Here is a 12,497-nt window from a genome sequence, read left to right as displayed (position 1 = left end):
ATCGCTTGTTACGAGGCCCACAGCGCCTCGGTGGGTGACATACGCGCAGCACGTATGGCAGGGAGGAGGCCTGCGATGGCTCCGATGACCAGTGCGGAGCCGAGCCCGCCGGTCCAGGCGAGCGGCGGGATGACGACGAGCCAGCCTTTGCTGGTCGCGTAGACGACGGTCGCGAGTGCTCCGACCAGCACTCCGATGGCTCCGCCGATGAGTGAGAGCAGGATCGCCTCGTTGAAGAACTGAGTGCGGATGTGTCCTCTGGTGGCGCCGAGTGCGCGACGCAAGCCGATCTCGCCACGCCGTTCGAGGACCGAGACGATCATCGTGTTGGCGACGCCAACAGTTCCGACCAGCAGCGAGATGGCACCGAGTCCGAGGAACAGCGAGTTGAGCGCGCTCTCTGCCTGGGCGCGGGCGAGCAGGGCGTCCGAGGGGCGGCTGACGGCGACTTCGTTGGGGTTCTCCGGATTCGCGGTGCGGGCGAGGAGAGCGTGAACCGCCGCGACCTGTTCGGTGTCTGTGCGCACGTAGATTGTGGTGGGGTGTCCATCGAAGCCGAGATAGTTCTGCGCGGCAGCGAACCCGACGAGCACGGATGAATCGATCTCCGGCGCCAGGGTCGCCGGGGCCAGAATGCCGGCGATGGAAAACCATTGCCGGTCGATCCAGAGGCGCGCTCCCGGGTGGACGCTGGTGATGCCGAGACGCCGCGCCGCTGTGGAGCCGAGGACCACGACGGGAAGCCTCCCGGTGGCGGGGTTGAGGAAGTCGCCGTGGGCGACGGCAGCACCGATCGCGTCTGGCAGTCCCGGGGTGGCGGCGCGCAGAGCGAGACTGTTGGTGTTGACGGCCGGGATGAACGGGTTTCGGTAGATGGGGATGTCGATCGCTGCGGTCGACTCGACGTCGGTCACATCGGCGATCCGACCGATCCGGTCGGGCGCATCGACCGGGAGGGCGGCCGCGTCGCCGGAGAGGTCACGCCCGGTGCTGACGGTGAGGAGATTGGTGCCGAGCGAGTCGATCTCGGCGAGCAGTCCTGCCTGCGACGAGGAGGAGAGTCCGAGGACGCCGACGATCGATGCTGTACCGATCGCGATCCCTAGGGCGGACAGCGCGGCGCGGACTTTCCGGGTTCTGATGCCGATGCTGCTGACGCGGAGCACGTCCCGCGGGCGCAGCCGTCGAGGCGAGAGGTCGTCGTCGGTGGTCATGCGTTCTCCTTGCGGTGGGCTCGGACCGTGTCGCTGACGATGCGGCCATCGAGGATCTCCACGCGCCTGGGCAGGCGGGCGGCGATGGCGAGGTCGTGGGTGATGACCACGATGGTGGTGCCGCGCCGGTTGAGGGCGTCGAGGAGGGCGAGGATCGCGTTCCCCGTGGTGCTGTCGAGGTTTCCGGTGGGTTCGTCCGCGAGGACGATGTCGGGTTCGCCAATGAGGGCTCGAGCGATCGCGACGCGTTGCCGCTGTCCTCCAGACAACTGCGAGGGAAGAGCGTCGGTCCTGTGCTCGAGGCCGACCTGTGTCAGCGCTTCGCGCCCTAGCCTGCGGCGGGTGCTGGCTGGGGTTCCCGCGTACAGGAGTCCGTCGGCGACGTTGTCGAGCACGCTCTGATGCTCGTCCAGGAAGAACTGCTGGAAGACGAATCCGATGCGCGCTGAACGGAGGGTGGAGAGCTGCCGGTCGTCGAGGTCGGAGGTGTCGCGGCCCGCGACGCGAACCTTTCCGGCCGTGGGTCGGTCGAGAGTGCCCATGATCTGCAGCAAGGTCGTCTTGCCGGATCCGGAGGGGCCGACGATGCCGACGAGCTCTCCCGGCTCGATGGTGAGGTCGACGCCGCGGAGGGCGGCAACCGGCGGTTCGCCGGGGTAGGTGCGTGTCACGCCGATCAGCTCGATGACGGGGGTCATGCTGCAGGCACCACGACTCGCTGGCCAGCGCGAAGGCCGTCGCCGGAGACTTGGACGAGTCCGCCGGCGCTGTCGAACAGGCCGAGCTCGACGGTGACAAGGTGACTGTCGCCGCCGGTTTCGAGCACTTCGACCGCGTACTCGCCGCCCGAGAGAGCGAGAAGTGCGGTGACCGGGACGGTCAGCACGTCCTCGACGGTCTCGGTCGTGATCGCGACGAGCACCGGTGCCTGGTCCAGGCCGGAGGCGGTGCCCGGATCTGTGAGGGCCGCGCGCACCGGGACGGTTGCGGAGCCGCTCTCCTGTTGGGTGGCGACCGCGCCGACGTCGGTGACAGTGCCGGATGCAGTGGTGAGGTCGGGCAGAGTGACGGCCACGGCATCGCCCACTTTGACGTGAGCAAGGAGCGAGACGGGTACTTCGGCCTCGACCTGCGGCGTGGTGGAGGTTCCCTCGATGACGGTCTGCCCTGCCCCGGCGGGCGCGCCGAGGGTCAACGGGGTCGCCGTGACGCGCACGGCGCTGGGCAGGAACACCACTTGTCCGAAGTCGAGCGATCCCGACTCTCGCAATCCGAAGGCCGCTTGGAATCTCTTGATGGCTTGCTGGCTGCGCCAGGTGATCTCGTCGCATTCGGGGTCGATGTCGAGGCCGTCGGCATAGCCGAGTTCGACCAGGGCCGCGTTCAGTTGCTGGGCGTCGACTCCGGTTGTTCCCCACTCGAATGCGCGCCAGGCCGGGGTGTCGCCTGCGAGGAGGACGACCGGTTTGCCGTCGACGCGATACAAGATGCCGCCCGGTTCGATGACGGTGCCGGGCGTCGGGAGCGCGGTGATCGTTCCGGACAGCTGACCGATCACATCGAGATCGCCCGCATAGCCAAGGGTCCCGCTGACCTGCTGTTGTGCGGCGATGGTCCGACGTTCGACTGCTGCTGTCGCGGGTGCGGGGGCGGAAGCCGCCGGGGCGGGGCTCGACCGATGCCAGAGGGTTGCGGCGAGGACACCGCCGCCGATGGCGAGGACGACGATGACGGCTGCTGCCACGATGATCCGGCGCCGGCGGCGGGTGCCGCGAGACCGCTCCGGAACCACCAGATCGTCCGCGGGAGGGGGCACATCCGTCGTGGTCACGGTGCGTTCCCTTCCGTCATGCCCGGCTCCTCGCCACCACCGGGCAACAGGCTCTTGCAGGCTTCGTGTGCGGCCTGGAATTGCGGGGAGTTGCGGTCGATGGCGGCGCCGTCACCACTGTCCCCGCGCTGGGTGTCCGGTCCCTGTGCCGGTGCCGGCGGGTCCGGGTAGCCGGGAACGCCCTCATCGCGCATGCACTGCGCGTACCGCAGCACAGCCTGGTAGTCCTCGTCCTGCACGTGGGAACCCTGGGTAGGCAGCAGCGGTGCACAGGTCTGCTCCGCGTCCCGGTACTGGTCCGAGTCGATCGGGACCCCGAGTTCGTCCGCGACGACGTCGAACCCGCCGTCCGAGTCCGGGTCGGGGAAGCCGGGAACGCCATTGTCGCGCATGCACTGCGCGTAGGCCACTGCGTCTGCGGCTCCAGCTGGAGTGCTTCCCCCTGCGGAGTCGTCACCCGACGGTGATCCGCTGTCTGGCGCGCACCCGGTGAGAAGAAGAGCAACGGTCAATGCGGCCAAGACTGCGCCGCGCGCTTGCGCCCGCGTCCGTGCCGGCGATGTTGATCTGGTCATGTCGGTGAGTCCTTTCGGTTCGGTGATGCTCCGTTTCTAGGACCGCCGTGGTTTCGGGGAGGTATCGCTGCGCGGGACCGCGTTGGGTCTTCTGGGCTTCTACACATGGGTGGTGAAACCGCTCCGAAACCGGATCGGGCGCATCCTGGATGCATGCGGATCTTGGTGATCGACGACGACACAGAGTTGGCGGATGCCGTGACCATCGGGCTGCGGCGTCGGAACATGGCCGTGGACGTCGCCTACGACGGCTCTTCGGGTCTCGAACGGGCCGAGCTGAACGACTACGACGTGATCGTCCTAGACAGAGACTTACCCTCCATGCATGGCGACGATGTCTGCGCGCGGCTGGTGGAAAGAGGCGGTCGCAGTCGGATCCTCATGCTCACGGCGGCGGGCTCCGCGGGTGACCTGGTGGACGGCCTGGATCTGGGCGCCGACGACTACCTCGCCAAGCCATTCGATTTCGAGGTCCTCGTTACCCGGATTGGCGCACTGGCGCGGCGCTCCCAGCCTGCGCACCCTCCGGCGCTGCGCGTCGGCGACTTGGTCGTCGACACCGCCAGGCGACGAGCTTTTCGGCACGACCAACCGCGAGATCTCACACCCAAGGAGTTCGGCGTGCTCGAGCTGCTGGTAACGGCAGGGGGACGCACGGTCTCTGCCGAGGAGCTCCTCGAACGTGTCTGGGACGAGAACGCCGATCCCTTCACCAACGCCGTCAAGATCACGGTGAGCAGACTGCGGGCCAAACTCGGCGATCCACCCGTGATCGAGACCGTCGCAAGGTCCGGCTACCGGGTGATCGTCTCATGAGGACTGGACCTCGCGGCCGTCCACGTCCCCGGTCGAGGCACTTTCGACTGCCGATCAGGGCGCGACTCACCGCGCTCTACGCGGTTCTCTTTCTGGCTTGCGGCGCGACAATGCTCGCGATCACCTATGGTCTTGTCGACCAGACGACCCGATCGGAGTCGCTCACTCTTGTCCAGCCCGACGGCACCGAGGTGGTCGTCGACGTCGACCTCGACGGTGCTCCGCCGCTCGGTCAGCCGGAGACGACGGGCGACGACCCAGGGCTGACGCCTCCGGGTCTCGACCCCGCCGAGTTTCGCGACCGCGCGGCGCAGCAGCACACCCAGCGGATGCTCACGCTGCTCGGCCAATCCGCGATCGCGCTGGGCATCATGACGTTGGTCTCGGTCGTGCTCGGCTGGATCGTCGCCACCAGAGCGCTGCGCCCTCTCCGCGCCATCACGGCGACGACACGACGTATCACCGCTCAGAACCTCGACGAACGCCTCTCCCTGGATGGCCCCCGAGACGAGCTCACCGAACTCGGCGACACCATCGACGGATTGCTCACGCGATTGGACGACTCGTTCCGGGCACAACGCATCTTCGTCGCCAACGCGTCGCACGAACTCCGCACACCGCTCGCCCGGCAACGCACAGTGGCCCAGGTCGCCCTAGACGACCCAGCTGCCACAATCGAATCCCTTCGCGCCGCCCACGAACGCGTGCTCGCGGCCGGCGCGCAGCAGGAGCAGATCATCGACGCCCTACTCACTCTCGCGAGAGGACAGGCCGGAGTCCGCAGCTCCGAACCCATCGATCTCGCCTCCCTCGTTCGTGACTGCCTGGCTCACAGCCAATCGCCCGCGAAACAACAGAACCTCACGCTCGATGCCAAGCTCTCGCCCGCATCCGTGGTCGGCGACCCCCGGCTGATCGAGCGCCTCATAGCAAACCTGCTCGACAACGCGATCCGCTACAACCGCCCCGGCGGCTCCGTGCACATCAGCACCAGTACCAGCAACGGGATGGTCGAGCTCAAGATCACCAACACAGGAGACACCGTCCCCGAGGAGTCCGTCGACGCCCTGCTCGAACCGTTCCGGCGTCTCGACCGCGTTCGCACCTCGCACGCGGACGGGCACGGGTACGGACTCGGACTGTCCATCGTCCACGCCATCGCCAGGGCCCACCGTGCGACCCTTGACATCCAGCCGCAGCCGGGCGGGGGGCTCTGCGTCTCCGTGGCATGGGATCGCGGAGCGTGACGACGCAGGCTGAGCCCCGGCCGAGTCTGCACCGCAGAGGTGGGATCGCGCTGCATGTCAGGCCGCGTTCCTCCGCGCATGAATCGGATCGCTGGCCTGCCTGACCCGTCACAGCATTGCCGGACCTCCAACCGATTTCAGTTGCCGCGCGGCCTCGTTGGTGGCGTCCACAGTTGAGACTTGACCGGCGCGATCTCCGTCGCCGTGGCGTCACGCACCTAGGGGGAGCACGTGAGAACCTCCGACGTGACGACGGCCGCCGCAGCGGACCACGAGGCAGGAGCAGCACCCATGACCATCACCATCCAGCGCGTCGAGAACGGTGCGCTCGCCGTGGCGATCGTCCTCGCGATGGTCGCCACGCAGCAGCCCTGGTGGCTGCTGCTCGCCACCTTCCTTCTCGTCGACGTGTCCGCTCTCGGGTACCTGCGCGGTCCCCGCACGGGTGCGCTCACCTACAACCTGGCCCACAGCTACATGGGCCCGGCGCTCGCGATCGCGCTCTACCTCGTGCTGCAGCTGGCGGGTCGCGACGTCCTCTGGCTCGCGCTGGTGGCCGCGTGCTGGGGCTTCCACGTCGCGGTCGACCGCGCCCTCGGCTACGGGCTCAAGCTCGAGGACTTCCAGCACACGCACCTCGGCCGGATCGGCCGGCGGCAGCCCGAGCCGTTGTGACCGGGCGGCGCGTGGACGCCTTCGGCGGCCGGGTCCATAGTGGGCGCATGGCTGAACCCACGACCCGGCCCACCGACGTGCCGGTCACCGACTTCCTCGCCGGCGTGACCCCGGCCGTGCGCCGCGAGGACGGCGTTGCGCTCGCGGCGCTGATGAGCGAGGTGACCGGCGTCGAACCGGTCATGTGGGGGCCGTCGATGATCGGCTACGGCAGCTACCACTACCGCTCGCCCACCAACCCGCGCACCCACGGCGACTGGCCCAAGGTCGCGTTCTCGCCCCGCACGACCTCGCTGGTCCCGTACGGCATCAAGGACCGCCCGGAGGCGCAGCAGCGGCTGCCGTCGCTCGGCTCCTACAGCGAGGGTGCCGGCTGCGTCTACGTCAAGCGCCTGGCCGACGTCGACCAGGCGGTGCTCCGCGAGCTCGTCGCGATCGCCTTCGCACGCCCCGACGACGACTGAGCGGCGTCACCCACGCCGGGGCGACGCCGCTCGCGGTGGCGCCGCCGTCAGGAGACGGCGCGGGTGACCAGCTCGCGCACCCGACGCTCGACGTCGTCGGTCCACGCGGTGATCGCGAGCGCGGTCGCCCACATGTCGCCGTCGTCGAGGTGGGCCGGCTGCTCGAAGCCGAGCGTCGCGTACCGGGTGCCGAACTTCGCGGCGGGCTGCACGAACACGACCATCTTGCCGTCGGCGTTCGCGAAGCCGGGCATGCCGTAGTAGGTCTTCGGCACCAGGTCGGGCGCGGCGTCGCTCACGACCGCGTACATGCCCTCGGCGATCTGCTTGTCGGTGCCCTCGAGCTTGTCGATCGCCTCGCGCACCGCTGTGGTGCCCGCCTCGCGGTTCTTGCCGGCCTTCGCCTGCTCGCGCAGCTCCTTCGCGCGCTGCTTGACCGCCTCGCGCTCCGCCTGGCTGAGTCCGTCGGCCGTCGTCTTCTGCGCCATCGTGCAACCTCCCTCTCGTTCCAGGGGTCCCCCCTGCCTGGTGACGACGACGCTACGCAGCCGAGCGTGCCGGTGCTTCTCGATTCCTGCTCGGCTCCGGCGAGCCGTGTCGAGAACGGTCCCGGGAGGTGGCGACGGTCGGGCATGCTCGGCGCATGACGGCGACCACCACCCGACGCCCAGGTGCGCCGGCGGCCCTCCGGGCGGCGGTCGCGGTCAGCCTGCTCGCCTGCGTGGCGAAGATCGCCGCGGACTCCTTCGACGTCGGCTGGCTCGGCTACGCGCAGTGGCTGTACCTGCCGCCGCTGGCGGTCGGGCTCGTGCTCGCGGGCGGGGCGCGCCGCCGCCGGGGCCGCTGGTGGCTGGCCGGGCTCGTGCTGTCCTGGCAGGGCGACGTGCTCGGTGGCACGGACTTCCTGCTGCTGCTCGGCTGCTTCCTCCTCGCGCACCTGTGCTACCTCGTGGCGCTGTGGCCGACACGTCGGCGCAGCGCGCTCCGAGGACCGGCCGCGCTGCCGTACCTGCTGCTCGGGGTGGCGGGAGCCGCCGTCGTCGCCCCGGCCGCCGGGCCGGTGCTGGCCGGCCCGGTCGTGGTCTACGCGGCCGCGCTCACGCTCATGGCCGTGCTCGCGACGGCGGGCGGTCGCCGCGGCGCGCTCGGCGGGCTGCTGTTCATGGTCTCCGACCTCACGCTCGGGCTCGGCCGGTTCGTCGTCGACCTCCCGACGGCGGTGCAGACCGCCGTCGTCATCGGCACCTACGTGCCCGCGCAGGTGCTGCTCCTCCTCGCGGTGCTCACGCTGCTCGAGGAGCCGCCGGGCGACTGAGCGCTCGCCGTCGTGCGGGACCGCCGCTCAGCGGCGTCGGGTGCCGAAGATCGAGCGCGTGATCTCGCGACCGATCGTCGACCCTGCGGAGCGCAGCAACGAGTCGAGGGCGGTGCGCCGGCTGCGGGCGCTGCGCTCCGCCTCCTTGGCGGCACGGGCGGCCGCCGCTGCCTCGGCCTTGAGCCGCGCCTTCTCGGCCGCCTCCGCCTCCTTGGCGGCGCGCTTCTCGGCTGCGATGCGTTCCTTCTCGGCCTCCTTGGCCGCGGCCTCGGCTCGCTCGGCGGCCTCGCGGGCCTCGCGCTCCTGGTCGATGCGGCGCACGAGCATCTCGTAGGCGCTGACGTTGTCGACGGGTGTGCCGTACTCGGCCATGGCGGGGGAGGCCTCGATGATCGACGTCAGGGTCGCCTCCGGGGCGGGCTCCATCGAGGCCTGCGGTGCGCGCAGCCGTGTCCACGCCACCGGCGTCGGCGCACCCTTCTCGGTGAGGACGGTGACGACCGCCTCGCCGGTGCCCATGCTCGTGAGCACCTCCTCGAGGTCGTAGTCCGACGTCGGGAAGGTGCGGGCGGTCGCCCGCAGCGCCTTGGCGTCGTCGGGCGTGAACGCGCGCAGCGCGTGCTGCACCCGGTTGCCGAGCTGGGCGAGCACGTCGGCGGGCACGTCCTTCGGCGTCTGCGTGACGAAGAAGATGCCCACGCCCTTGGACCGGATCAGCCGGACCGTCTGCACGACCTGGGCGAGGAACTCCTTCGAGGCCCCGTTGAACAGCAGGTGCGCCTCGTCGAAGAAGAAGACCAGCTTCGGCTTCTCGGCGTCGCCGACCTCGGGGAGGTCGCCGAACAGATCCGCCAGCAGCCACATGAGGAAGGTCGAGAACAGCGCGGGGCGGTCCTGCACGTCGGGCAGCTCGAGCGCCGAGATGACGCCGCGGCCGTCCGGCGCCAGCCGCAGCAGATCGGTGGTGCGGAACGCCGGCTCGCCGAAGAACACGTCGGCGCCCTGCGCCTGCAGGGCGACGATCTCGCGCAGGATCACCCCCGCAGTCGCCGACGAGACGCCGCCGATGCCCTTGAGCTCGTCCTTGCCGTCCTCGCTGGTGAGGTACGCGATCGTCGACTGCAGGTCCTTGAGGTCCAGCAGCGCCAGCCCCTGGGTGTCGGCCCAGTGGAAGATCAGGCCGAGCGAGGACTCCTGGGTGTCGTTGAGGCCGAGCACCTTCGACAGCAGCAGCGGGCCGAAGTCGGTGACGGTCGTGCGGATCGGCACGCCGTGGCCGAGGCCGCCGAGCGAGTAGAACTCGACCGGGAAGCTCGCCGGCGTCCAGTCCTGCCCGAGGGCGCGCGTGCGGGCGAGCAGCTTCTCGTTGCCCTCGCCCTCGACCGCCAGCCCCGAGAGGTCGCCCTTGATGTCGGCGAGGAACACCGGGACGCCGGCCGCGCTGAGCCCCTCGGCCATCCCCTGCAGCGTGCGGGTCTTGCCGGTACCGGTCGCGCCCGCGACCAGGCCGTGCCGGTTCATCATCGCCAGCGGCAGGCCGATCTGGGCCTGCGGCACCGGCTCGCCGTCCTCGATCAGCGCACCGAGCGGCAGCACGCCGCCCTCGAAGGCGTAGCCGGCCGCGATCGTGGCGGCGTGCTCGGACAGCCCTGGGACCTCGGAGCCGACCGACGGCGTGCTCTCGGTGGTCGCGTCGCTCGCCTCGGCGGTCGGGGACGCGGGCTCCTCCGCCGTGCCGGTCTCGGCCGGCGCGTCGCTCGCGTCGTCGGCGGGCGCGGCCTCGGCGGGCGTCGTCGCCGGCTCGGCCGCGTCATCGGTGGGCTCGGTAGGCTCGCCCGACGCCGCCGGTGCCCCGCCGGCCGCCGCGGCCTCCGCCGCCTCCAGCGCGGCCTGGGCTGCCGCCGCACGCGCCTCCGCGGCCTCGGCGGCCGCCTGTGCCGCTGCGGCACGCAGCGCCGCGAGCTCTGCCTCGTTGCTCATGGCCGCAGCCTAGTGAGACGACGACGCGCGTTGCCGACGCGTCGCCGACGCGCGTGCTCGTCCACAGGGTCGCGCTGGTGACGCTCCGTCCACAGCAGCCCCGGACCGGGAGCGCGGCCGGACGGTGCGCTCCCTAGCGTCGGTCGCCATGCACGACCAGGTGGCGGCCCGGCTGCAGCGGTACCTGCGCGTGGCCTACGAGGGCGCCGAGAGCGGCTCGGGGACCGAGGCGGCTCCGCGCCACACCCGCACGGGCCGATGGGCGACCCGCACCGGTGCTGCGGTGCGGGTCGCCGCCGTGCTGCTGGTGCTCGTGGTCGCCGGCGTCACGGTCCTCGTCCTCAGCTGGACCGCGGCGCCCGCCGCGCCGCAGGCGCCGACGGCGGACCCGGCGCCGCCGGCCACCACGCAGCCCGCTGCCGGCGCTGCGGAGCCGACCGGCGGCCCGACGGCCGGCGCGAACGGTGCGGCGATGCAGGAGGAGCAGCCGGGGGCCGTCGTCGTGCACGTGGCCGGTGCGGTCGCCGCACCCGGCCTCGTCGAGCTCCCCGCCGGCTCCCGGGCGGCCGATGCCCTCGAGGCCGCTGGCGGTGCCACCGACGCGGCCGACCTCGACGCGCTCAACCTCGCGGCACCGGTGACCGACGGGCAGCAGCTCTACGTGCCCGCCGAGGGCGAGACACCGCCGGTGCCCGTCGCCGGGGGCGAGCCTGGCGGCGCAGGTGGGACGCAGCAGGCCGGCCTGGTCGACGTCAACACCGCCGACACCACCACGCTCGAGACGCTGCCGGGCATCGGCCCCGCCCTCGCGGGTCGGATCGTCGATCACCGCACCGCGCACGGCCCGTTCGCCAGCGTCGACGCGCTCATCGACGTCGCCGGCATCGGCCCGGCCACGCTCGCGCGCATCCGGGACCTGGTGACCGTGTGACGCGCGACCTGCGCCTGCTGCCCGCCGCCGTGCTCGGCTGGTGCGCGTGCCTGACCGCCACCCGGCTGCGGCCCGAGGGGGTCGCGGTGCTCGTGCTGGCCGGGCTCGCGGTCGTCGTCGCAGCGACCGCGCGACTGCGGACACCGCAGCGAGGCCGGCACCGTCGGGCCGCTCCGGGGAGGGCGGCGGCGAGCCTGCTCCTCACCGCGGTCGTCGTCACCGTGGCGCTGGCCTGGGCGGGGGCACGGTCGGAGCTGCGACGAGCCACCGTCGAGCCGCTGCTGCGCACGAGCGTCGTGGCGACCCTGCGGATCGACGGCGAGCCACGTCGCGTCGGCGACGACACACTGCTGGTGCGCGCTACCCTTGCCGCGGTGGAGGGCGGCACCGCCCGAGGGGTGCCGGTGCTCGTCCTGGCCGACGGCTCCTGGTGGGAGGTCGTCGTCGGGTCGCGGGTGCAGGCGCGCGCCCGCGTCGCACCGACCGCGCCGGGCGACCCGGCGGGGGCGCTGCTGGTGCCGCACGAGCCGCCGGTCCTGCTCGCACGGGCGCCGCCGGTGGCGGCGGGGGTCGCCCGGCTCCGCGCGGGGCTGCTCCGAGCGGTCGAGGGGCTCGACTCGCAGGCGCGCGGGCTCGTGCCCGGCATCGCGCTCGGCGACGACCGCGCGCTCCCGGTGGCGCTCGCGGAGGACCTGCGCACGGTCAGCCTCACCCACGTGACCGCCGTCTCCGGAGCCCACGTCGCGATGGTGCTGGGGCTGGTCATGGCCACCCTGGTGCGGCTGCCGCGGCCGTGGCGCGCCGGCGTGGCAGGGGTCGTGCTGGTCGGGCTGGTGCTGCTCGTGCACCCCTCCGCCAGCGTGCTGCGGTCGGCGGCGATGGGTGCCGTGCTCCTGCTCGGGCTGCTGCTCGCGCGACCACGGGCGGCGCTGCCGGCGCTGTGGACGAGCGTGCTGGTGCTGCTCGCCGTCGACCCGTGGCTCGCGAGCTCGTTCGGGTTCGTGCTGTCGGTGCTCGCGACGGCAGGGCTGCTGCTCGGGTCCGGCCCGCTGGCGGCCTGGCTGTCCCGCGTGCTGCCGCGCCCGCTCGCGGTCGCGCTCGCGGTCCCGCTGGCCGCGCAGCTGGCGTGCCTACCGGCGCTGGCTCTGCTCCAGCCCCGGATGCCGGTGCACGCGGTGCTGGCCAACACGCTCGCGGCGCCCGCGGTCCCACCCGCGACCGTGCTGGGGCTGGCCGCGACCCTGGTCGCCCCGGTGTCGGCGTCGGCCGCTGCGAGCCTGGCCGGGCTGGCTGGCGTCGCCACCGCCTGGGTGGCCGCGGTCGCGACCTGGTGCGCACGGCTGCCGCTGGCCACCCTGCCGTGGTGGGTCGCCGTCGTCGCCGGCGTCGTGCTGGTGGCGGTGCTGGTGCGACGGCGCCCGATGTCGCGCAGCGCGTCGTGAGCCGGGG

General features: G+C 71.8%; 13 protein-coding genes. 7 read left to right on the top strand and 6 right to left on the bottom strand.

Going from position 1 to position 12,497, the window contains the following annotated elements; all coding sequences use genetic code 11:
- Positions 1 to 8: 8 nt before the first annotated feature.
- The 4 genes from GPA02_RS06425 to GPA02_RS06410 are packed head-to-tail and all read right to left on the bottom strand — an operon-like array spanning position 9 to position 3,455.
- Complete coding sequence (locus GPA02_RS06425) at positions 9 to 1,214, bottom strand: ABC transporter permease (protein ID WP_156199086.1); 1,206 nt, start codon at positions 1,212 to 1,214, stop codon at positions 9 to 11.
- Entirely contained in the window at positions 1,211 to 1,912 is a 702-nt protein-coding gene (locus GPA02_RS06420) for an ABC transporter ATP-binding protein (protein WP_156199085.1), read from the bottom strand. The genes GPA02_RS06425 and GPA02_RS06420 overlap by 4 nt, the downstream gene beginning before the upstream one ends.
- Entirely contained in the window at positions 1,909 to 3,045 is a 1,137-nt protein-coding gene (locus tag GPA02_RS06415; protein WP_156199084.1) for an efflux RND transporter periplasmic adaptor subunit, read from the bottom strand. Before GPA02_RS06415 ends, GPA02_RS06420 begins: the two co-directional genes overlap by 4 nt.
- Positions 3,042 to 3,455, bottom strand: a complete 414-nt coding sequence (locus GPA02_RS06410) for a hypothetical protein (RefSeq protein ID WP_162457716.1) — start codon at positions 3,453 to 3,455, stop codon at positions 3,042 to 3,044. The genes GPA02_RS06415 and GPA02_RS06410 overlap by 4 nt, the downstream gene beginning before the upstream one ends.
- 318 nt (positions 3,456 to 3,773) lie before the next feature.
- Here GPA02_RS06410 and GPA02_RS06405 point away from each other — a divergent pair, with 318 nt between their 5' ends.
- The 4 genes from GPA02_RS06405 to GPA02_RS06390 all read left to right on the top strand — a co-directional run bounded on the left by GPA02_RS06405 (position 3,774) and on the right by GPA02_RS06390 (position 6,822).
- A complete protein-coding gene (locus GPA02_RS06405; RefSeq protein WP_156199082.1) occupies positions 3,774 to 4,436 on the top strand; it encodes a response regulator transcription factor in 663 nt (220 codons plus the stop codon).
- 110 nt (positions 4,437 to 4,546) lie between these two features.
- On the top strand, positions 4,547 to 5,683 hold the full coding sequence (locus GPA02_RS06400) for a sensor histidine kinase (RefSeq protein WP_204986518.1): 1,137 nt from the start codon (positions 4,547 to 4,549) through the stop codon (positions 5,681 to 5,683).
- Between the two features lie 291 nt (positions 5,684 to 5,974).
- The gene (locus GPA02_RS06395; RefSeq protein ID WP_156199080.1) at positions 5,975 to 6,358 is read left to right on the top strand and encodes a DUF4260 domain-containing protein; all 384 of its coding nucleotides are present in this window, start codon (positions 5,975 to 5,977) and stop codon (positions 6,356 to 6,358) included.
- 47 nt (positions 6,359 to 6,405) lie between these two features.
- A complete protein-coding gene (locus GPA02_RS06390; RefSeq protein WP_156199079.1) occupies positions 6,406 to 6,822 on the top strand; it encodes a DUF1801 domain-containing protein in 417 nt (138 codons plus the stop codon).
- 47 nt (positions 6,823 to 6,869) lie between these two features.
- Here the strand turns inward: GPA02_RS06390 and GPA02_RS06385 are convergent, their stop codons facing one another.
- Complete coding sequence (locus tag GPA02_RS06385) at positions 6,870 to 7,310, bottom strand: hypothetical protein (protein WP_156199078.1); 441 nt, start codon at positions 7,308 to 7,310, stop codon at positions 6,870 to 6,872.
- Between the two features lie 155 nt (positions 7,311 to 7,465).
- Between GPA02_RS06385 and GPA02_RS06380 the strand changes: the two genes are divergently transcribed.
- The gene (locus tag GPA02_RS06380; RefSeq protein WP_156199077.1) at positions 7,466 to 8,137 is read left to right on the top strand and encodes a lysoplasmalogenase family protein; all 672 of its coding nucleotides are present in this window, start codon (positions 7,466 to 7,468) and stop codon (positions 8,135 to 8,137) included.
- Positions 8,138 to 8,164: 27 nt separating this feature from the next.
- Here GPA02_RS06380 and GPA02_RS06375 read toward each other — a convergent pair whose 3' ends face one another.
- Positions 8,165 to 10,117, bottom strand: coding sequence for a helicase HerA-like domain-containing protein (locus GPA02_RS06375; RefSeq protein ID WP_156199076.1), 1,953 nt, complete (start codon positions 10,115 to 10,117; stop codon positions 8,165 to 8,167).
- Positions 10,118 to 10,265: 148 nt separating this feature from the next.
- Between GPA02_RS06375 and GPA02_RS06370 the strand changes: the two genes are divergently transcribed.
- Positions 10,266 to 11,048: a ComEA family DNA-binding protein gene (locus tag GPA02_RS06370; protein ID WP_156199075.1), complete on the top strand. Its 783-nt coding sequence runs from the start codon at positions 10,266 to 10,268 to the stop codon at positions 11,046 to 11,048.
- A complete protein-coding gene (locus GPA02_RS06365; RefSeq protein ID WP_156199074.1) occupies positions 11,045 to 12,490 on the top strand; it encodes a ComEC/Rec2 family competence protein in 1,446 nt (481 codons plus the stop codon). Before GPA02_RS06370 ends, GPA02_RS06365 begins: the two co-directional genes overlap by 4 nt.
- Positions 12,491 to 12,497: the final 7 nt, after the last annotated feature.

The organism is Actinotalea caeni (genome assembly GCF_009733795.1).
Classification (GTDB): domain Bacteria; phylum Actinomycetota; class Actinomycetes; order Actinomycetales; family Beutenbergiaceae; genus Pseudactinotalea; species Pseudactinotalea caeni.
Note: the sequence above shows the minus strand (reverse complement) of the source record. Positions and strands in the feature narration are given on the sequence as shown.